The 19921-nt window shown below is 62.7% G+C and carries 17 protein-coding genes and 1 other RNA gene; all 18 read left to right on the plus strand.

Going from position 1 to position 19921, the window contains the following annotated elements:
• Positions 1-226 precede the first annotated feature (226 nt).
• The gene (locus EFQ99_RS15875; protein ID WP_126921963.1) at positions 227-934 is read left to right on the plus strand and encodes a J domain-containing protein; all 708 of its coding nucleotides are present in this window, start codon (positions 227-229) and stop codon (positions 932-934) included.
• The gene (locus EFQ99_RS15880; protein WP_126921964.1) at positions 931-1692 is read left to right on the plus strand and encodes an N-acetylmuramoyl-L-alanine amidase; all 762 of its coding nucleotides are present in this window, start codon (positions 931-933) and stop codon (positions 1690-1692) included. Before EFQ99_RS15875 ends, EFQ99_RS15880 begins: the two co-directional genes overlap by 4 nt.
• Positions 1693-1953: 261 nt before the next feature.
• Positions 1954-2481, plus strand: coding sequence for a lytic transglycosylase domain-containing protein (locus EFQ99_RS15885; RefSeq protein WP_126921965.1), 528 nt, complete (start codon positions 1954-1956; stop codon positions 2479-2481).
• 118 nt (positions 2482-2599) lie between these two features.
• On the plus strand, positions 2600-3784 hold the full coding sequence (locus tag EFQ99_RS15890; RefSeq protein WP_126921966.1) for an NAD(P)/FAD-dependent oxidoreductase: 1185 nt from the start codon (positions 2600-2602) through the stop codon (positions 3782-3784).
• Between the two features lie 138 nt (positions 3785-3922).
• Positions 3923-5098 carry an NAD(P)/FAD-dependent oxidoreductase gene (locus tag EFQ99_RS15895; RefSeq protein ID WP_126921967.1) on the plus strand — a complete coding sequence of 392 codons (1176 nt, stop codon included), beginning with the start codon at positions 3923-3925 and terminating at the stop codon, positions 5096-5098.
• A gap of 55 nt (positions 5099-5153) precedes the next feature.
• Positions 5154-5551, plus strand: an RNA gene (gene rnpB, locus EFQ99_RS15900) — RNase P RNA component class A.
• A 426-nt stretch (positions 5552-5977) separates the two neighbouring features.
• A complete protein-coding gene (gene mraZ / locus EFQ99_RS15905; RefSeq protein WP_024320776.1) occupies positions 5978-6415 on the plus strand; it encodes a division/cell wall cluster transcriptional repressor MraZ in 438 nt (145 codons plus the stop codon).
• Between the two features lie 17 nt (positions 6416-6432).
• On the plus strand, positions 6433-7458 hold the full coding sequence (rsmH, locus tag EFQ99_RS15910) for a 16S rRNA (cytosine(1402)-N(4))-methyltransferase RsmH (RefSeq protein WP_126921968.1): 1026 nt from the start codon (positions 6433-6435) through the stop codon (positions 7456-7458).
• A gap of 1 nt (position 7459) precedes the next feature.
• The gene (ftsL, locus tag EFQ99_RS15915; RefSeq protein ID WP_126921969.1) at positions 7460-7987 is read left to right on the plus strand and encodes a cell division protein FtsL; all 528 of its coding nucleotides are present in this window, start codon (positions 7460-7462) and stop codon (positions 7985-7987) included.
• A complete protein-coding gene (locus tag EFQ99_RS15920) occupies positions 7987-9744 on the plus strand; it encodes a peptidoglycan D,D-transpeptidase FtsI family protein (RefSeq protein ID WP_126921970.1) in 1758 nt (585 codons plus the stop codon). The genes ftsL and EFQ99_RS15920 overlap by 1 nt, the downstream gene beginning before the upstream one ends.
• A 6-nt stretch (positions 9745-9750) precedes the next feature.
• The gene (locus EFQ99_RS15925; RefSeq protein ID WP_126921971.1) at positions 9751-11271 is read left to right on the plus strand and encodes a UDP-N-acetylmuramoyl-L-alanyl-D-glutamate--2,6-diaminopimelate ligase; all 1521 of its coding nucleotides are present in this window, start codon (positions 9751-9753) and stop codon (positions 11269-11271) included.
• Positions 11268-12707: a UDP-N-acetylmuramoylalanyl-D-glutamyl-2,6-diaminopimelate--D-alanyl-D-alanine ligase gene (locus tag EFQ99_RS15930; RefSeq protein WP_126921972.1), complete on the plus strand. Its 1440-nt coding sequence runs from the start codon at positions 11268-11270 to the stop codon at positions 12705-12707. Before EFQ99_RS15925 ends, EFQ99_RS15930 begins: the two co-directional genes overlap by 4 nt.
• A 21-nt stretch (positions 12708-12728) precedes the next feature.
• A complete protein-coding gene (mraY, locus tag EFQ99_RS15935; RefSeq protein ID WP_008531140.1) occupies positions 12729-13829 on the plus strand; it encodes a phospho-N-acetylmuramoyl-pentapeptide-transferase in 1101 nt (366 codons plus the stop codon).
• 7 nt (positions 13830-13836) lie between these two features.
• Positions 13837-15249: a UDP-N-acetylmuramoyl-L-alanine--D-glutamate ligase gene (gene murD, locus EFQ99_RS15940; protein WP_126921973.1), complete on the plus strand. Its 1413-nt coding sequence runs from the start codon at positions 13837-13839 to the stop codon at positions 15247-15249.
• A 1-nt stretch (position 15250) separates the two neighbouring features.
• Positions 15251-16405 carry a putative lipid II flippase FtsW gene (gene ftsW / locus EFQ99_RS15945; protein WP_126921974.1) on the plus strand — a complete coding sequence of 385 codons (1155 nt, stop codon included), beginning with the start codon at positions 15251-15253 and terminating at the stop codon, positions 16403-16405.
• 6 nt (positions 16406-16411) lie between these two features.
• Positions 16412-17536: an undecaprenyldiphospho-muramoylpentapeptide beta-N-acetylglucosaminyltransferase gene (murG, locus tag EFQ99_RS15950; protein ID WP_126921975.1), complete on the plus strand. Its 1125-nt coding sequence runs from the start codon at positions 16412-16414 to the stop codon at positions 17534-17536.
• On the plus strand, positions 17533-18948 hold the full coding sequence (gene murC / locus EFQ99_RS15955; protein ID WP_126921976.1) for a UDP-N-acetylmuramate--L-alanine ligase: 1416 nt from the start codon (positions 17533-17535) through the stop codon (positions 18946-18948). The genes murG and murC overlap by 4 nt, the downstream gene beginning before the upstream one ends.
• Positions 18945-19919 carry a UDP-N-acetylmuramate dehydrogenase gene (murB, locus tag EFQ99_RS15960; protein ID WP_126921977.1) on the plus strand — a complete coding sequence of 325 codons (975 nt, stop codon included), beginning with the start codon at positions 18945-18947 and terminating at the stop codon, positions 19917-19919. Before murC ends, murB begins: the two co-directional genes overlap by 4 nt.
• Positions 19920-19921 lie beyond the last annotated feature (2 nt).

Genomic DNA, 19921 nt, shown 5'->3' on the forward strand with positions numbered 1-19921 from the left:
AAGCCCGGCCAGCCGTCCGGAAGCTTTTGTGGAAATCGTCGACTCGCGAGCCGGAGTGGCGTGCGGCCAAGTGAGAAGGAGCGGGCGATCCTCGCTTGCTGCGACGCAATAATTACAGAATCGTGAAAACTGTTTTCGATCCTACGACCAATAGCTGCCTTGCAAAGGCTCAGATTCTTTGGTCAAGCTGTATGCTTGTAAACGGCAAGCTTGCGAGAGATCTTCGATGTCCTTCTGGGAAAAACTGTTGAATGCCATTGGCAATACCGCGGGCAATGCGCTCTCCGCGGTGGTCGAGGCTATCCGCACGGTTTTCGAAGGCGATCCGGAGACACGGCGCAAGGTGGCGTTCTCCGTGGCGATCATCGCGCTTTCGGCCAAGATGGCCAAGGCCGACGGTATCGTCAGCGAGAAGGAGGTCGAGGCCTTCCGCGAAATCTTCGAATTTCCGGCGGATCAAGCGAAGAACGTCGCCAGGCTCTATAATCTCGCGCGCCAGGACGTCGCCGGCTATGAGGCCTATGCCGAGCGGCTTTCTTCGCTCTGCGTCACCTGCGCGGCCAATTGCCCGGTGCTCGAAGACGTGCTCGACGGCCTGTTCCACATCGCCAAGGCCGATGGGCTGGTCCACGAGAAGGAATTGAATTTCCTGCGTCATATCGCCGAGATCTTCCAGATGAGCGAGACCCGCTTCGAGCAGATCGCCGCCCGCCACGTCTTTTCCGGCGGCGATCCCTACAAGGTGCTCGGCGTGTCGCCGTCGGACGATTTCATGACGATCCGCCGCCGCTACCATGGCCTCGTCAGCGAGCATCATCCCGACCGTCTGGTCTCGCGCGGCGTGCCCAAGGAGTTCCATGTGATCGCCAACGAGCGCATGGCGGCACTGAATGCGGCCTATGCGGCGATCGAGAAGGAACGCCGCGCCGCATGACCTCTTTCGAGGCCGATTACCAGGGCGCATCCGTGCGTCCGTCGCCGAACCACGGCGAGCGGGCAGACGGGCGTCATCCCGATATGATCCTGCTGCACTATACCGGCATGCCGACGCCAGAAGGTGCACTCGACTGGCTCTGTCGCGCCGAGAGCCAGGTTTCCAGCCACTATTTCGTGCATGAGAACGGCGAGGTGGTGCAGCTCGTGCCGGAAGCGCGGCGCGCCTGGCACGCGGGCAGGAGCAGCTGGCACGGCGAGACGGATATCAATTCGCTGTCGATCGGCATCGAGATCGCCAATACAGGTCATCCCGGCGGACTTCCCGACTATCCGAAAGAACAGATCGCGGCGGTGATCGAATTGTGTCGCGACTGTGTCAAACGTTGGTCGATCGCGCCGGAACGGGTGCTCGGCCACTCCGATGTCGCCCCGGTCCGCAAGGTCGATCCGGGCGAGAAATTTCCCTGGGGCGAGCTTCACCGGGCCGGCGTCGGGCACTGGGTCGAGCCGGCAAGGATCACCGGCGGGCGCTTCTTCCAGCGTGGCGATGCGGGCCAGCCGGTCGAAGCGCTGCAATCGATGCTGTCGCTCTATGGCTACGGCACTGAAATCACAGGCGAATTCTCCGAGAAGACGGCCGGCGACGTGGAAGCCTTCCAGCGCCATTTCCGCCCCGAACGGGTGGACGGGATTGCCGATTTCTCGACCATCGACACGCTGCACCGGCTGCTTCAGGCGCTGCCGCGTTATTCCTGACGGCAGGAGCGGGATTTCCCGGCAGTTTTCCCGTAGCCGGCGAGAAATCTGCCGCGCCACATCATTTCCCTATTATCTCCTCATTGCGATGGTCTAAGGACGCCCGCTGAACAGCGCTCACGGCTGGTTTCAAGTGTAATTGTGAGCGCTAAATGAAACGATAAGAATTGCTGCGGACGCGATCAGTTCTTGATTGCGTATGACCGGATGACGGCGAGGCGCGCAGTCCTGCAATTCTTTGGGTCGGAGTGAACAGACTATATGAAGAATTTGATTATTGGTGCTGCGGCGTGCTTCGGCATGCTGCTGGCAGGGTATAACTTTGCCTCGGCGAATGATGACTGGGGTGTCAGGGCGCAAACCATCTCGCTGAAAACAGTCGATCGCCAGAGCGGCTATGCCATGCCGGACTTCTCCACCGCCGTTCCCTATGCCGCGCTGATCAATAAATATGCCGCTCAATACGACGTGCCCGTCGCGCTCGCCCAGGCCGTCATTCGTGTCGAGAGCAATTTCAATCCGAAAGCACGCGGCAGCGCCGGCGAAATCGGCCTGATGCAGATCAAGCCGGCAACAGCCAGGATGATGGGATATGCCGGCACGCGCAAAGGCCTGTTCGATCCCGAAACCAATATCAAATACGGCATGAAATATCTGGCGGCCGCCCATGAGCTCGGTGGCGGGGAGACTTGCAACACGATCCTCAAATACAATGCCGGCCATGCCGCAACGCGCATGAACCCGGTGTCGAAGACCTATTGCGGCAAGGTCCTGGCGATGATCGACTGAGCACGGCGAGGCGCGTCCGGGCAAGATGCTCTTGCGGCAATTTTGCGATATGAATCAGCGCGCTTGCCATGATATCCCAGCTTGAAACGAGGTGGACCGCCTCGCAACGAGGTGGGATATGGCAGTCGATTTCAGGTTCATCGTCATCGGGCGCGGCATGATGGGGTCCGCCGCCGCGCGGCATCTCTCCTCGATGGCCGACGGCATCGCGCTGATCGGCCCGCGCGAGCCGGAGGAGCGCAAGGCCCATCACGGCGTCTTCGCCAGCCACTATGACGAAGCGCGCATCGCCCGCACCTTCGATGCCAATCTGGCCTGGGGAACCTTCGCCGCCCGCGCACTCGACCGTTACAGCCAGATCGAGGCAGAGAGCGGCATTTCCTTTTATTCCGAGGTCGGCTGCCTCTATGTCGGTCCCCAGAAGGCGGAACAGGACTTTTTTCGCAGCGCCGTAGCCGTCAGCCGGACGCTCGGCAGCGATATCGAGGCCATCGCGCCTGATGACCTCGGCCGGCGTTTTCCCTATCTCACCGTCGATCCCGATTTCGCAGGATATTTCGAGCGCAAGCGCGCCGGGCATATCAACCCGCGGGCGCTGGTGCGGGCGCAGGCGCGCCTTGCCGAACGGGGCGGCGTCTCCCTGATCGAGGAAACCGTGACATCGGTGCGCGACGCCGGTTCGCATGTCGAGGTGACGGCTGGCGGCAGAAACTACAGTGCCGAGCGCGTCTTGGTCGCGGCCGGCGGCTTCAGCAATTTCCATACCCTGCTGCCGCGCCCTGTCGATACCAGGGTCGTGGGGCGCACGGTCGTCTTCTACGAAATGGGCGAGCGCGAGATGGCGATCTTCGGCGATATGCCGTCGACCATCGTGCTTGGCGATCGGGAGGAGGACCACATCTATATTCTGCCGCCGGTGCGTTATCCCGACGGCAAGACCTATCTGAAGCTTGGCGGCGATACCGAGACGCTTTCCTTCCAGAAGCTGGAGGATGCCGGCGCATGGTTCCGATCCGACGGGAATGCGGCCGAGCGCGATCATCTCTGGCGCATCGCCCTGCAATTGATGCCGGAGCTTGCCGGCTGCCCGGTTACCTCGGGCCCGTGCGTGGCGAATTTCACGCCGACCGGTTATCCCTATATCGGCTTCACGCAGTCGCCGCGCATCGGCGTGCTCACCGGCGGCAATTTCGTCGCGGCCAAATCCTCCGACGAACTCGGGCGCCTCGGCGCCGTGCTTCTGGCGGAAGGACGGCTCGGGGATGAGGATTTCGGCCGCGAGTTGACGCCGATTTTCGCCTAAAGCGCGTCGCGATCTTTCAGATTCGCTCCTTGCGCTTTAGCTCTTTGTTTTTACGCATGTCTCGGCAAGAGCGTTTCACGCTTTGCCTGGCAAAACCGCTGCACACTTTTGCGCGACCTGCTTTAAGAGGAAAAGACGATGGCAGTCGATTTCAAATATATCGTCGTCGGCCGCGGGCTGATGGGAGCCGCCGCCGCGCGGCATCTGGCGCGCCAAGCCGATGGCGTGGCGGTCATCGGCCCGGACGAGCCTGATGATCGCAGGACGCATCAGGGCGTCTTTGCCAGCCACTATGATGAGGGCCGCATCACCCGCACCATCGATCCCGACCGCAACTGGGCGCTGCTCGCCAATCGCTCGATCGGCCGCTACGGCGAGATCGCGCGCGAGAGCGGTATCGATTTCTATCGCGAGGTCGGCTGCGTCGTCGTCGCGCCTGATGGAAGCGATTATCTCGAGAGAACGCGGCAGGCGGCCATTTCGCTCGGCGTCGAGACCCGACTTCTCGGTGAGGATGGGCTGAAAGCCGATTTTCCCTTCTTCGCCTTTCCCCATGATGGCGCCGGAGTCTTCGAGGCGAGGGGCGCCGGACATATCAGTCCGCGCAAGCTGGTCAAAGCGCAATCGCTGCTGGCGGAAAAGGCAGGCGCTGCCGTCATCCCGGACCATGTCGTCTCGATCCGCGAGGAGGGCGGGCTTGCGGTCGTCACGACATCGGGCGGTCTGACCTATCGTGCTGAAAAAGTGCTATTGGCGGCGGGCGGATTTTCCATTGCGGAGAATCTGTTGCCGCGGCCGGTTGCCATGACGGTTTATGCCCGGACGGTGGCGCTGTTTGAGGTAAGCGAGGCCGATGCGGCGCGCCTTGCCGGGATGCCGTCGCTCATTCTCGATACACCCGACATTCATATCTATCTGCTGCCGCCGATCCGTTATCCCGACGGCAAGTTCTACCTGAAGATCGGCGGCGATCCCGACGATGTCACGCTCGGCAACGATGCTGAGATGCGGGCTTGGTTCGGGACCGAAGGACGCGAGATCGTGCGCGAGCATCTGCAGCGCATCGTTGCGGGCCTCGTGCCGGATCTGACGCCGCTTTCGGTTTCGACGGCCGCCTGCGTCGTCTCGTTTACGCAAAGCGGCTATCCGATGATCGGCTATACCTCGTCGCCCGCAATCGCCGTCCTGACCGGGTGCGCCGGCACCTCGGCCAAGAGCTCGGACGAAATCGGCAGACTCGGAGCCGAGCTGCTTTTGTCGGGCAGAATCAGCGAACAGGGCTACTCCACGGATTTCACACCGCAATTTCGCTAAGCCATATCGCTTATTTCGATAGCAATTGCGATCTCTCTCGTTTATGGGAGCCCTGCCAGTTGGCCGGGCAGCCGCGCTTTACCAATGCCGAAAGGCGGTAGGGTGAGGAAAGTCCGGGCTCCACGGAAACACGGTGCCGGATAACGTCCGGCGAGGGCGACCTCAGGGAAAGTGCCACAGAAAGCAAACCGCCTGTCATGACAGGTAAGGGTGAAAGGGTGGGGTAAGAGCCCACCGCATCTCCGGCAACGGAAATGGCACGGTAAACCCCACCGGGAGCAAGACCGAATAGGGATGACGCGGCGGGCCGAAAGGCCTTCCGGCTGGTTTCCAGGCCAGTCATCCGGGTGGGTTGCGAGAGGCAGCGTGCGAACGCTGTCCCAGAGGAATGGCTGCCACGTTCCGGTTCACGCCGGAGCCATACAGAACCCGGCTTACAGGCCAACTGGCGATTAACTTTTGTGGCGAGGTAGATCCTGTTTTCAAGGATCGTTTTCCAGGCAAGTCACTGAAATCGAAAGTTTTCAAGCGGATGCTGATTCGCCTTCCGGCGCAAAATTCATTTTGCGAAAGCACCGCTCTGCGCCACTTGTGAGATGGCGATCCTAACCCTTTGTTAAACTTAACGGCTTATAAATTTTTGATCATGCGTCCATTTCAAAATGGGCGTATCCCATTGACGCCCATATGGTCCCATGCTATCCCAAATGCGCACTGCACCGGGGCAATCATCTGCCCATTCATCGCAAAGCAAAGGCGTTTTCCTCTATGGAAGCGTCGGACGGGTTTTTGCTCATCCGGCTTGCGAAGCTGTGCCTGATATTGGGAGTTTCGGGCGTCTTTTGGTCCGGATCCCTGCGGGAACGGATGTTTCGTGTCATGAGCCGCTTCCTTTCGAATGCGACCAACAGGATCGATGCCAAGGGCAGGGTTTCCGTGCCGTCGGCGTTTCGTTCCGTACTGGCGCAGCGCAACGTCCAGGAGCTCTATTGCTTTCAGGACTTTGTGTTTCCGGCGATCAGCGTCGGCGGTCCGGATCTTCTCGAAAGGTTCGAACGGCAGATTGCAGCGGAAGATCCGTTTTCGCCGGATGCAAACGAGATGTCGCTTCTGATCCACGGAGGCGGTGTTTTCATGAAGCTCGACGCCGAGGGGCGGTTGATGGTCACGGATTTCATTCGTGGCTTTACCGGCATCTCGGACGAAGTGACCTTCGTTGGTCGGGCGGATCATTTTCAGCTCTGGCAGCCGCAGGCTTTTGTGGCGGCGCAGGCGCAGGCACGAGGGGAGCGCAAGCTGGCGGGCAAGCGTTCCTGAAAGGACGAGGGAACGGAATGGCGGCGAATCCTGGCGGAGGTTCAACTGATGCCGGTGGCGGACCGGTTCGCCACATTCCTGTTCTTCTTGAGGAAGTCCTTGCGGCGCTCGCGCCCGCATCTGGCAAGCTCATCCTCGACGGCACGTTCGGCGCGGGCGGCTACAGCTCGGCCATTCTTGCCGCCGGCGCCGAGGTGATCGCGCTCGATCGCGACCCCAGTGCGATTGCGGCGGGCCAGGCAATGGTCGCCGCCCATGCTGGTCGCCTCAGACTTGTTCATTCGCAATTCTCGCATCTTGCCGATCATGCGCCGCAAGCCGGGCTCGATGGTGTCGTGCTCGATATCGGCGTTTCCTCCATGCAGATCGACGAGCCCGAGCGCGGCTTCTCCTTTCAGAAGAGCGGGCCGCTCGACATGCGCATGTCGGCGGAGGGCGTTTCGGCCGCCGATGTCGTCAATCGCGCCAAGGTCGCCGATCTCATCCGCATCTTCCATTTTCTCGGCGAGGAAGACCAGTCGCCGCGCATCGCGCATGCGATCGAAAAGCGCCGCGAGGAAAAGCCGTTCGAAACGACGCGCGATCTCGCCGGCCTCATCGAACTCGTTACCCCACGCAAGATGAAAGACAAGATCCATCCGGCAACGCGTGTCTTCCAGGCTCTGCGCATCTTCGTCAATGACGAGCTCGGCGAGTTGGCCCAGGCGCTGTTTGCGGCGGAGCGGGCGCTGAAGCCCGGCGGGCGGCTCGTCGTCGTCACTTTTCATTCGCTGGAAGACCGCATCGTCAAGAAATTCTTCTCCGACCGCGCCGGCAAGGCGTCGGGGTCGCGGCACCTGCCGGTCGCTCATGAGCGGGCGGCAACCTTTACGGCGATCGGCAAGGCGATGGTTTCGGCAGGCGAGGCGGAAGCGCAGGCCAATCCGCGCGCCCGCTCCGCCAAGCTGCGCGCCGGCCTGAGGACGGACGCCGCCGCCGAGGCCGCCGATATGTCGCTCTTCGGATTTCCCAATCTCGCCAGTCTCGGAAAGCTTGGAGGTTGATATGCTGAAAACGTTCGATCTCGTGCTTATCGGCGTGATGACGGCAGCTGCCGCCGTCACCTACACGATCAAGCATCGCGCCGAATTGAAGCTCGAGGAGGTTCATCGCCTCGAAGCCGAGATCAAGCTCGAGAAGGATACGATCGACCTTCTCAAGGCTGACTGGGCGCTGCAATCGCAGCCGAACCGGCTGGAGCGGCTGGTCAAGTCCTATAATGACGAACTGCAGCTGCAGCCGACGGAATCGACGGCGCTCGTGCATGCCAAGGAATTGCCGATGCTGAAATCCGAGGTTCCCGTGCCTGATGTGACGGAGGCCAAGGCCGGCGGCGCGGCCGCGGCCAAGGGCGCGACCGTTGCCAGCGCCAAAGGCGCGACCGGCTCCAAGGGGCAACCCGTTCCGACGCCTGCGCAGCGCGGCGCAGTGGATGCGCGCGGGGCCGTTGATCCGCATGGCGTGGTGGAGCCCGGCGGCGGGGCGGAGGATGACGCAGACGCAGACGAGATCGAAACGGGGTCGGTGGAATAATGTCGTTTCTTTCCCGTATTATGGTCCTGAAGAGCCAGGCGCATTTCTCCGCCGGCGTCTATAACCGTTTCGGCGGTCCTTCCGCCGGCATGGCGATCGAGGGATCGCGCAAGAAGAAATCGGGGCAGGCGAAAAGCCGCGTCGGCCTGCTGATCATGGGATTCATGGGCGTCTACGCCGTCATCGGCGGCCGTCTCGTCGAATATGCGATGAAGGATCAGGAGGTCGTATCCAGCATCCTGCCGCCCGACCGGCTGATGGCCTCGCGCCCCGATATTATCGACCGTAACGGCGAGGTGCTGGCCACCGATATCCGCACCGTCTCGCTGTTTGCCGAGCCGAACAAGATCGTCGATCCCGACGAAGCTGTCGAAAAACTTTCGTCCGTCCTGCCCGAACTCGACGTCAAGGACACCTACAAGAAACTCTCGCTCAAGACCTCGCATTTCGCCTGGCTTCGCCGGCAGCTGACGCCGAAGCAGCAGAGCCAGATCCTGGCGCTCGGCATTCCCGGCATCGGCTTCAGGCCGGAGAAGCGCCGCTTCTATCCGGGCGGATCGACCGCCGCTCACATCCTCGGCTACGTCAATATCGACAACCGCGGTGTCGCCGGCATGGAGAAATTCATCGACGACCAGGGGCTCGCCGATCTCGCCTCCGTCGGCATGACCAGCGACCAGCCGCTCGAGCCGGTGCGGCTTTCGATCGACCTGCGCGTGCAGAACATCGTCCGCGACGCCGTCGTCAACGCCGTCAACAATTTCCAGTCCAAGGGTGCCGGTGCCGCCGTTATCGACGTGCATACCGGCGAGGTGCTGGCCATGGCATCGGCGCCGGATTTTGATCCGAACGATCCCCAGGAGGGCGCCAAGGACGGCTGGCTCAACCGGATGACCAACGGCACCTTCGAAATGGGCTCGACCTTCAAGACCTTTTCGCTGGCGATGGCGCTCGACACCGGCAAGGTGAAGATGTCGGACACGTTCGATGCCAGCAAGCCGATCTATATCGGCGGCTTCACCATCCACGATTTTCACGGGCAGCGCCGCTGGCTGAGCGTTCCCGAAATCTTCCAGTATTCCTCGAATATCGGCACGGCGCGCGTCATCGACATCGTCGGCATCGACGCGCAGAAGGACTACCTGAACAAGTTCGGCCTGTTGACGAAGATGCAGACCGAACTGCCCGAAGTGAAGATGCCGAGCCAGCCGCGCGTCTGGAAGAAGATCAATTCGATCACGATTTCCTTCGGCCATGGTGTCTCGACGACGGCGTTGCAGACAGGGATTGCGGCTGCCGCTCTCGTCAACGGCGGCAAGCTGATCGAGCCGACATTCCTGCCGCGCACGCGCGAGGAGGCCGATCAGGTCGCCACGCAGGTCATCAAGAAGTCGACCAGCGACCAGATCCGCTATCTCCTCGACGTGAACGGTTTCAAGGGCTCCGGCCGCGTCGCCCGTGTGCCGGGCTTTGCCGTCGGCAGCAAGACCGGCACGGCCGACAAGGTGGTGAACGGGCGTTATTCGGCGACACTGAACTTCAATTCCTTCATCGCCGCATTCCCGATCAACGATCCCAAATATGCCGTGATCACCTTCTGCGACGAGCCGAAGACCGGCGAGAAGCAATATGGTGGAACGATCTCCGCCGGCACGGCCGGCCCGATCGCTCGCGAGATCATCAGCCGTGCGGCCCCCATTCTCGGCATCGAGCCGAAATTTGGGGAGGGCGGATCGGCCTTGCTGGTGTCTTATTGAGTGTGAATGAATATCGACGCCGATTCGCGAGGGGTGAACCGGGTTCAAGAGAGAAAAGTGCAGTCGATGAAATTGCGAGACCTGGCCGGAGATCAGTTTCCGGAACTTGAAGCACAGCTCGAAGGCCCGGCGGGCCTGGTTGATATTTCAGGCCTGTCTTCGGACAGCCGCAAGGTAGCGCCCGGTTATGCCTTCGTCGCGGTCGCCGGCACCAAGGCGGATGGCGCGGGTTTCATCGCCGATGCCGCCGGCCGGGGAGCCGCTGTCGCGATCGCTTCCCAGGCCATCGATGCCTCCATTCCGGTGCTTGCGGTCAAGGAACCGCGCCGCTTCCTGTCCATCGCCGCCTCGCGTTTCTATGGCAGGCAGCCAGAGACCATGGTCGCCGTGACCGGCACTGCGGGCAAAACCTCCGTCGCTTCCTTTACACGGCAGATCTGGGCGCATGCCGACTATGCGGCCGCGATGATCGGCACAACGGGCGTCGTTTCGCCGACGCGCGACGAATATGGTGCGCTGACGACCCCGGATCCGGTGTCGCTGCACCAACTGCTCGCCGAACTTGCCGGCGAAGGCGTCACGCATGCCGCGATGGAGGCTTCCAGCCACGGTCTCGACCAGTGCCGGCTCGATGGCGTGAAGCTTGCCGCTGCCGCCTTTACCAATCTCGGCCGCGACCACATGGATTACCACCCGACTGTGGAAGACTACATGGCCGCCAAGATGCGGCTTTTCGATACGCTTTTGCCGAAGGGCTCGCCGGCGGTGATCTTCGCCGACGATCCGTGGTCGGCACAGGCGATCAAGGCGGCCGCCGATGCCGGTCACGACGTTCGCACCGTCGGGCGCAAGGGTGATTACCTCACGCTGAAACGGGTCGAGCATTTCCGCCACAAGCAGACCGCCGAGATCCATATCGGCGACGAGATCTTCGAGGTGGACATTCCGCTCGCCGGCGATTTCCAGGTCGCCAACGCGCTTGTTGCGGCAGGACTTGCGATGTCGACCGGTGTTTCGGCAAAGGCTGCGATGGCAGCGCTCGAAAAGCTGGTCGGCGCTTCCGGCCGTCTCGAGCTCGTCGGCCATACCAAGGACGGCGCGCTCGCTTATGTCGATTACGCCCACAAGCCCGACGCGCTGGAAAACGTGCTGAATTCGGTCCGGCCCTTCACCACCGGCCGCGTCGTCGTCGTCTTCGGCTGCGGCGGCGACCGTGATCGCGGCAAACGGCCGATCATGGGCGAAATCGCCTGCCGTCTTGCCGACGTCGTCATTGTCACCGACGACAATCCGCGCTCGGAGGAGCCCGGCTCGATCCGGGCAGAGATCATGGCGGCAGCAAGCTGCGCCTCGGAAATCGGCGACCGCGCCACGGCGATCCGCGAGGCTGTGGGCATGCTGAGATCGGGCGACACGCTAATCGTCGCCGGCAAGGGGCACGAGGAAGGGCAGACGATCGGGAGCGTCACATTGCCGTTCTCCGATCACGCGGAGGTGCGCAAAGCCTTGGAGGAACTGAAATCTTGAGCTGGCTCTGGACGACCGAAGACATGATCGCAGCGATGGCGGGGCGCCCTTTCGGCACTCCGCCCGAAGGCATCACCGGCATCTCCATCGACAGCCGCTCGATTACACCAGGCGAAGCCTTCTTCGCGATCAAGGGCGACCGTGTCGATGGTCACGACTACGCGTCGATGGCCATGGCGAACGGCGCTTCCCTGCTGGTTGTCAGCGAAGCGAGGCTTCCGGCCATGGGCCGCCTGACGGTGCCGATGATCGTCGTCGAAGACGTGCTCGCCGCGCTCGGGCGTCTCGGCCAGGCCTCGCGCGAGCGCTCGCGGGCGAAAATCATCGCCGTCACCGGTTCGGTCGGCAAGACCACCACCAAGGAGATGCTGCGGCACGTGCTGTCGCCTTCCGGCAAGGTGCATGCCTCCGTCGCCTCCTTCAACAATCATTGGGGCGTGCCGCTGACGCTGGCGCGCATGCCTGACGACACGGATTACGGTGTCTTCGAAGTGGGGATGAACCATCCGGGCGAGATCCGGCCGCTGGTGGCGATGATCCGTCCCGATGTCGCCGTCATCACGACGATTGCGCCGGCCCATCTCGGCAATTTCAAGAGCATCAAGGAGATCGCCGCCGCCAAGGCCGAGATCTTCGAGGGGCTGCAACCCGGCGGTCACGTCGTGCTCAACCGCGACAACGACCAGTTCAATTTCATCGACCGCACGGCGCAGTCGCTCGGCGTCGAGCACATCCATTCCTTCGGCCAGCACGCCAAGGCCGAATTCCGGCTCGCCGAATTCAACGGTTCGGACGAAAATTCGACGCTGTGGCTGACGATCGGCGGCGAGACGCTGGAGGTCGCGATCGGCGCCCCGGGCCGCCATATCGCCGAGAATGCGCTCGCGGCCCTCGGGGTCGTCAGGATCGTCGGCGCCGACATGCAGAAGGCGATCGAGGCGCTTGCGACGCTGAAGCCGGAAAAGGGCAGGGGCAAGCGTCACCGGCTTTCGATCGGCGGCGGCCGCGGCAGCTTCACGCTGATCGACGAGAGCTACAATGCCAATCCGGCCTCGATGCGCGCGGCGATCGCGCTGCTCGCAGCCGCCGAACCGGCCGGCCGTGGACGCCGCATCGCCGTGCTCGGCGACATGCTCGAAATGGGCGAATATGCCGAGAAGGTTCATACCGATCTCGCAGGGCCGCTGCTTGCGGCCGGCATCGAACATGTCTGGCTCGCGGGCGCCGAAATGGCGGCGCTGAAGGAATCATTGCCGGAAAGCGTGCATGTCGAGTACCGCGAGAACACCGGCGAATTGATGGACTACGTGTTGAACTCGGTCGCTCCGGGCGACGTGTTGATGGTGAAATCGTCTCTGGGCATCGGTTTCGGCAGGATCGTCGCCGCGCTTCTTGACAAATTCCCGGCATTTTCCGACACGCAACGCGAACTTTGACCGGGTAACAAGGGGCCCTGAATGCTGATCTGGCTTGTCGAACTGTCGGAATATTTCAAATTTCTGAACCTGTTCAGATATATTACCTTCCGCACGGGCGCCGCTCTCTTTACCTCCGCACTGATCGTTTTCCTGTTCGGGCCGACGATCATCAATTCGCTGCGCATCCGCCAGGGCAAAGGCCAGCCGATCCGCGCCGACGGGCCGCAGACGCATTTCAAGAAGGCCGGCACGCCGACCATGGGCGGGCTGATGATCCTTGCCGGCATTGTCGGCGCGTCGCTGCTCTGGGCCGATCTTTCCAACGTCTATGTCGTCGCGACGCTGCTGGTGACGCTGGGCTTCGGCGCGATCGGTTTCTATGACGACTATCTCAAGGTGACCAAGCAGAGCCACAAGGGCTTTTCCGGCAAGGCCCGCCTCGGCATCGAGTTCGTCATTGCCGGCATCGCCGTCTATTTCATGATGCGCACCGCCCTTGCCTCGGGAATAGCAGGTTCTACCTTCGGCTCCTCGATCGCCTTTCCCTTCTTCAAGGACTTCATGATCAATATCGGCATCATGTTCGTCGTCTTCGGCGGCTTCGTCATCGTCGGCGCCGGCAATGCCGTGAACCTGACCGACGGCCTCGATGGGCTTGCCATCGTGCCTGTCATGATTGCCGCCGCATCCTTCGGCGTCATCGCCTATCTCGCGGGCAACGTGGTGTTTGCGAACTACCTGCAGATCAATTTCGTGCCCGGCACCGGCGAGCTTGCCGTCGTGCTCGGCGCCGTGATCGGCGCCGGCCTCGGCTTCCTCTGGTTCAACGCGCCGCCGGCCGCTATCTTCATGGGCGACACCGGATCGCTCGCGCTCGGAGGCACGATCGGCACCGTCGCCGTCGCCACCAAGCACGAAATCGTCATGGCGATCATCGGCGGCCTCTTCGTCATGGAGACGCTCTCGGTCATTATCCAGGTCGGCTTCTTCAAGATGACCGGCCGGCGCGTCTTCCTGATGGCGCCGATCCATCACCATTTCGAGAAGAAGGGCTGGACCGAGAGCCAGGTGGTGATCCGCTTCTGGATCATCGCCGTCGGCCTTGCCATGCTTGGCCTTTCGACGCTGAAGCTCCGGTGAGGCGGCGATGATCCCGGTCACGACGCTCAAGGACAGGAAGGTCGCGCTTTTCGGGCTCGGCGGCTCCGGTTTTGCCACTGCCCGTGCGCTGATTGCAGGCGGCGCTGACGTGACCGCCTGGGACGACAATCCCGACAGCGTCGCCAAGGCTTCGGCTGAAGGCATCCGGACAGAGGATCTGCACGGCATCGACTGGAGCCAGCAGGCGTTGTTCGTGCTGTCGCCCGGCGTGCCGCTCACCCATCCGAAGCCGCATTGGACCGTCGATCTTGCGCGGGCTGCGGGCGTCGACATCGTCGGCGACGTCGAGCTCTTCGTGCGCGAGCGCCGCGCCCATGCGCCGGATTGCCCGTTCATCGCCATAACCGGCACCAACGGCAAGTCGACGACGACGGCGCTGATCGCCCATATCCTGAAATCCTCCGGTTACGACACGCAGCTCGGCGGCAATATCGGCACGGCGGTGCTGACGCTCGATCCGCCGAAGGCGGGCCGCTATTTCGTCGTCGAATGCTCGTCCTACCAGATCGATCTGGCGCCGACGCTGAACCCCTCGGCGGGTATCCTGCTCAACCTGACCCCCGATCATCTCGACCGTCACGGCACGATGCAGCATTATGCCGACGTCAAGGAGAGGCTGGTCGCCGGGAGCGATACCGCGATCGTCGGCATTGACGACAGCCATTCGGCGCTGATCGCCGACCGCGTCGAGCGGGCGGGCGTCACGGTCGTTCGCATTTCTCGCCGCAACGTGGTGGCATCAGGCATCTATGCCGAGGGCACGAAGCTCGTTCAGGCCGTCGGCGGCGCCATGCTGCCCTTCGCCGATCTCGACGGCATCCGGACGCTGCGCGGCAGCCATAATGCGCAGAACGCTGCCGCAGCCGTCGCCGCCTGCCTTGCGGTCGGCGTTTCGGCGGACGACATTCGCGCCGGCCTCGCGTCGTTCCCAGGATTGAAACACCGCATGCAGCCTGTGGGCAAACGCGGCCGGGTCGTCTTCGTCAACGATTCCAAGGCGACGAATGCCGATGCTGCAGCACCCGCGCTTTCGAGCTATGATCGCATCTACTGGATCGCCGGCGGTCTGCCGAAATCAGGCGGCATCACGACGCTTTCGCCCTATTTCCCGCGCATCGCCAAGGCCTATCTGATCGGCGAGGCGGCGGCGGAGTTTGCCGCGACCCTCGGCGAGGCGGTGCCTTACGAGATCTCGGGCACGCTGGAGCGCGCCGTCGCGCATGCGGCAGCCGATGCGGAGCGCGACGAGGCAAGTGCTTCTGCCGTGATGTTATCCCCGGCTTGCGCAAGCTTCGACCAGTATAAGAATTTCGAAGTCAGGGGCGATGCCTTCGTCGGCCACGTGGCGGCACTTGACGGAATGACGATGCTGATCGGTCCGGCAACAGGAGAGAAATGACATGGTAAGCCGCGCGGAACGTGGGCCTCTGGCCGATTGGTTCTGGACCATCGACCGCTTCTTCCTGGCGATGTTCATCTTCCTGATGGGCATCGGCTTCATGCTGTCGTTCGCGGCATCTCCAGCGGTTGCCGAGCGCATCGGGCTCGAGCCTTTCCACTTCGTCAAGCGCCACGCGGCCTTCATGATCCCCTCGATCGCCGTCATGCTCGGGCTGTCGTTCCTGACGCCGCGCCAGGTGCGGCGCACCGCAATCCTGCTGCTGATCATCTCGCTTGCGATGATGGTGCTGGTGCTGTTCGTCGGGCAGGAGGTCAAGGGCGGCAGGCGCTGGATCTGGATTGCTGGCCTTTCCATCCAGCCGTCGGAATTCATGAAGCCCGCCTTCGTCGTGGTCTGCGCCTGGCTGTTTGCCGAACATGCACGCCAGCCGGAAATTCCAGGCAATCTCTTCGCCATCATCCTGTTCGGCATCGTCGCGGCCCTTCTCGTCGCGCAGCCCGACCTCGGCCAGACCATCCTGACGACCGCCGTCTGGGGCGGCATGTTCTTCATGGCCGGTATGCCATGGATCTGGATCATGCTGCTCGGCGTCGGCGGCGCCGGCGGCCTGCTCAGCGCCTATTACGTCTTCCCGCACGTCGCGCTGCGAATAGACAAGTTCATGACCGGCGAGGGCGATACGTTTCAGATCGACACCGCCCGCGAGGCGATCATCCGCGGCAGCTGGTTCGGCCAGGGCCCGGGCGAGGGCATCGTCAAGCGCATCATCCCGGACGCGCATACCGACTTCATCTTCTCGGTCGCGGCCGAGGAGTTCGGCATCGTCTTCTGCATGGCGCTCGTCGCGCTGTTTTCCGTGCTGGTGCTGCGCGGCCTCTCGCATGCCTATCGCGAGCGCAACGATTTCAACCGCTTCGCCGTCGCCGGCCTGGTGCTGCAGATGGGCATCCAGTCGATCATCAATGTCGGCGTCAATCTCGAATTGCTGCCGGCAAAGGGCATGACGCTGCCGCTGATTTCCTACGGCGGCTCGTCCATGGTGGCGATCTGCGTCACTGCCGGCTTCATCCTGGCGCTGACGCGCCATCGACCGGAAAAGCGCGCGCAGGACCGGAGCCTCTTCCGCGTCCCGCACGGCATGCCGGCGGAGTAGAAGGACATGAGCAAAGGCATCGTGCTGCTTGCCGCCGGGGGAACCGGCGGCCATGTGTTTCCGGCGGAGGCGCTGGCCTTCAAGCTGAAGGAGCGCGGCTATTCGGTGCATCTCGTGACCGACAGCCGGGCCGAGCGTTATGCCGGCAAGTTCCCAGCCGAGGCAATTCATGTCGTGCCGTCGGCGACGATCGGCTCGAAGAACCCGGTTGCCGTCGCCCGCTCGCTGTGGACGCTGTGGAGTGGCATGCGGGCGGCGAAGAAGCTGATCCAGCGGCTGAAGCCCGTCATCGTCGTCGGTTTCGGCGGTTATCCCACGGTGCCGCCGCTGCTTGCCGCAACACGGCTCGGCGTGCCCTCGATGCTGCATGAGCAGAATGCCGTCATGGGACGGGCCAACAAGGCCTTGGCTCCGCGGGTGAAAGCGATTGCCGGCGGCTTCCTGCCCGAAAGCGGCGGTGCGTTCTCCGACAAGACGATTGCAACGGGAAATCCCGTGCGCCCGGCGATCCTTGCCGCGGCCGAACAGCCTTATCTGCCTTCGCATCCCGGCGAGCCGTTCAATCTCGTGGTCTTTGGCGGCAGCCAGGGCGCGCAATATTTCTCCAAGGCGATGCCGACGGCGATCAGCCTGCTCGATGACGTGCTGCGCGAAAGACTGCGGGTCACGCAGCAGGTCCGGCCCGAGGATATGGAGATGGTGGGCGGCTGCGTGGCGCAATTGCAGATGGGCGCCGACATAGCGCCGTTTTTCAATGATATGGCGGAACGTCTTGCGAAAGCGCATCTGGTGATCTGCCGCTCTGGTGCTTCCACGGTTTCGGAAATCTCGGTCATCGGGCGCCCGGCCGTGCTGGTGCCTTATCCGCATGCGCTCGACCACGATCAGGCGGCCAATGCCGCCGCACTGGCTGCGACCGGCGGGGCAAAGGTGATCGTCCAGGCGGAGCTTTCGCCTGAACGGATCGCCTCCATCCTGAGCCATGTGATGAACGATCCAGAAAAGCTTGCCGGCATGGCGGCTGCGGCTAAGCTTGCGGGAAAACCGGATGCCGCGAACTTGCTTGCCGACATGGTTGAGGCTATTGCCGCCGGCAAGACAGTCTCCGAATTCAAGAGGACACGCGTATGAAACTGCCGAAGGCGATCGGTCTCGTCCATTTCATCGGCATCGGCGGCATCGGCATGAGCGGTATCGCCGAGGTGCTGCACAATCTTGGCCATAAGGTCCAGGGATCGGACCAGGCCGACAGCGCCAATGTCCAGCGCCTGCGCGACAAGGGCATCGAGGTGTTCGTCGGCCACAGGGCCGAGAATCTCGGCGATGCCGAAGTCGTGGTCGTCTCGACGGCGATCAAGAAGAGCAATCCGGAACTCATCGCGGCGCGCGAAAAGCTGCTGCCGGTGGTGCGCCGCGCCGAAATGCTTGCCGAACTGATGCGCTTCCGCAATTCGATCGCCATCGGCGGCACGCATGGCAAGACGACGACGACCTCGCTGGTCGCGACGCTGCTCGAAGCCGGCGGGCTCGACCCGACCGTCATCAACGGCGGCATCATCAACGCCTACGGCACCAACGCCCGCATGGGCGAGGGCGAGTGGATGGTGGTCGAGGCCGATGAATCGGACGGCACCTTTCTAAAGCTGCCGGCCGATGTCGCCGTCATCACCAATATCGACCCCGAGCATCTCGACCATTACGGCAATTTCGATGCGGTGCGCGCCGCCTTCCGCCAGTTCGTCGAGAACGTGCCGTTCTACGGCTTCGGCGTCATGTGCCTCGACCATCCCGAGGTGCAGTCGCTGGTCGGCCGGATCGAAGACCGCAAGATCATCACCTACGGCGAGAACCCGCAGGCCGACGTGCGCTTCAAGAATGTGCGCATCGACGGCACGCGCTCGATCTTCGACGTCGAAATCCGCCGCCGCCGCACCGGCCAGGTGATCGAGCTCAAGGGGCTGGTCATGCCGATGCCCGGGCGCCATAATATATCGAACGCCACGGCGGCGATCGCCGTTGCCAACCGCCTTGGCATATCGAGCGCCGACATCGCCAAGGGGCTTGCCTCCTTCGGCGGCGTCAAGCGCCGCTTCACGCTGACCGGCGAATGGAACGGGGTGCAGATCTTCGACGATTACGGTCACCACCCAGTCGAGATCAAGGCGGTGCTGCGCGCTGCCCGCGAAGCCTGCAAGGGCCGTATCATCGCCGTGCACCAGCCGCACCGCTACAGCCGCCTTGCGAGCCTGTTCGAGGAATTCGCCGCCTGCTTCAACGATGCCGACAGCATCTTCTTGGCCCCGGTCTATGCGGCAGGCGAGGACGCGATCGAAGGAGTCGATTCGGCAGCGCTCGTCTCGCGCATCAAATCCGGCGGTCATCGCGACGCCCGTTTCCTTGCTTCGGCAGAGCTTCTGCCGCAGATGGTCGCGGAGGTTGCAAAGCCAGGTGATTTCGTGGTTCTGTTGGGGGCTGGGAGCATCACATCCTGGGCGGCTGCGCTGCCCAAGCAGTTGGAAGGTCTATCGGGAAAGTCCGCATGAAACAGGTGAATGGGGAAAAGCTTCTCGCGTCTCTCGGAGACGGTGTAAAGGATATCCGCGGTCGTATCACGCCGGATGCCCCCATGGACCGCGTTACCTGGTTCAGGGCCGGCGGTCTCGCCGAGCTGATGTTCCAGCCGCATGACGTCGACGATCTCGTCGCCTTCCTGAAGATCCTGCCGGAAGAAGTGCCGCTGACGGTGGTCGGCGTCGGCTCCAACATCCTGGTGCGTGACGGCGGCATTCCCGGCGTCGTGCTGCGCCTGTCGGCAAAAGGTTTCGGCTTCGTTGAGCTTGCCGGTGAAAACCGCATCCTTGCCGGCGCCATCTGCCCGGACAAGCACCTCGCGGCAATGGCGATGGACAACGGTATCGGCGGTTTCCATTTCTTCTACGGTATTCCCGGTGGCATCGGCGGCGCGGCACGCATGAATGCCGGCGCGAACGGCGTCGAGACGCGCGAGCGGCTGGTCGAGGTCAACGCGGTTGACCGCAAGGGCAACAAGCATGTGCTTTCCAATGCCGAGATGGGCTATTCCTACCGGCATTCCAAGGCATCCGCCGACCTGATCTTCACCTCGGTGCTGTTCGAGGGCTATCCCGAGGACCGCGCCCAGATCCGGGCCGAGATGGATGCGGTGCGCAATCACCGCGAGACGGTGCAGCCGGTTCGCGAGAAGACCGGCGGCTCGACCTTCAAGAATCCGCCCGGCCATTCGGCCTGGAAGCTGATCGACGAAGCCGGCTGCCGCGGCCTCGTCATCGGCGGTGCGCAGATGTCATCGCTGCACTGCAACTTCATGATCAACATGGGGCAGGCGACCGGCTACGATCTCGAATATCTCGGCGAACAGGTGCGCCGCGAGGTCTTCGAGAAAGAGGGCATCAAGCTGGAATGGGAAATCAAGCGCCTCGGGGTCTTCATGCCCGGCCGCGAAGTGCGCCCGTTCCAGGGTGTGACGAGCGAGTAAGA

Origin of the sequence: Rhizobium vallis (assembly GCF_003985155.1) — a bacterium.
Classification (GTDB): domain Bacteria; phylum Pseudomonadota; class Alphaproteobacteria; order Rhizobiales; family Rhizobiaceae; genus Rhizobium; species Rhizobium vallis.

Excerpts from the sequence above, each read along its gene's own strand:
- EFQ99_RS15875 (WP_126921963.1), top strand. The coding sequence starts at position 227 with ATGTCCTTCTGGGAAAAACTGTTGAATGCCATTGGCAATACCGCGGGC.
- murB (WP_126921977.1), top strand. The coding sequence starts at position 18,945 with ATGAAACAGGTGAATGGGGAAAAGCTTCTCGCGTCTCTCGGAGACGGT.
- EFQ99_RS15925 (WP_126921971.1), top strand. The coding sequence starts at position 9,751 with ATGAATATCGACGCCGATTCGCGAGGGGTGAACCGGGTTCAAGAGAGA.
- murC (WP_126921976.1), top strand. The coding sequence starts at position 17,533 with ATGAAACTGCCGAAGGCGATCGGTCTCGTCCATTTCATCGGCATCGGC.
- murD (WP_126921973.1), top strand. The coding sequence starts at position 13,837 with ATGATCCCGGTCACGACGCTCAAGGACAGGAAGGTCGCGCTTTTCGGG.
- EFQ99_RS15890 (WP_126921966.1), top strand. The coding sequence starts at position 2,600 with ATGGCAGTCGATTTCAGGTTCATCGTCATCGGGCGCGGCATGATGGGG.
- mraY (WP_008531140.1), top strand. The coding sequence starts at position 12,729 with ATGCTGATCTGGCTTGTCGAACTGTCGGAATATTTCAAATTTCTGAAC.
- EFQ99_RS15880 (WP_126921964.1), top strand. The coding sequence starts at position 931 with ATGACCTCTTTCGAGGCCGATTACCAGGGCGCATCCGTGCGTCCGTCG.
- rsmH (WP_126921968.1), top strand. The coding sequence starts at position 6,433 with ATGGCGGCGAATCCTGGCGGAGGTTCAACTGATGCCGGTGGCGGACCG.
- mraZ (WP_024320776.1), top strand. The coding sequence starts at position 5,978 with ATGAGCCGCTTCCTTTCGAATGCGACCAACAGGATCGATGCCAAGGGC.
- EFQ99_RS15920 (WP_126921970.1), top strand. The coding sequence starts at position 7,987 with ATGTCGTTTCTTTCCCGTATTATGGTCCTGAAGAGCCAGGCGCATTTC.
- ftsL (WP_126921969.1), top strand. The coding sequence starts at position 7,460 with ATGCTGAAAACGTTCGATCTCGTGCTTATCGGCGTGATGACGGCAGCT.
- EFQ99_RS15885 (WP_126921965.1), top strand. The coding sequence starts at position 1,954 with ATGAAGAATTTGATTATTGGTGCTGCGGCGTGCTTCGGCATGCTGCTG.
- EFQ99_RS15895 (WP_126921967.1), top strand. The coding sequence starts at position 3,923 with ATGGCAGTCGATTTCAAATATATCGTCGTCGGCCGCGGGCTGATGGGA.
- ftsW (WP_126921974.1), top strand. The coding sequence starts at position 15,251 with ATGGTAAGCCGCGCGGAACGTGGGCCTCTGGCCGATTGGTTCTGGACC.
- murG (WP_126921975.1), top strand. The coding sequence starts at position 16,412 with ATGAGCAAAGGCATCGTGCTGCTTGCCGCCGGGGGAACCGGCGGCCAT.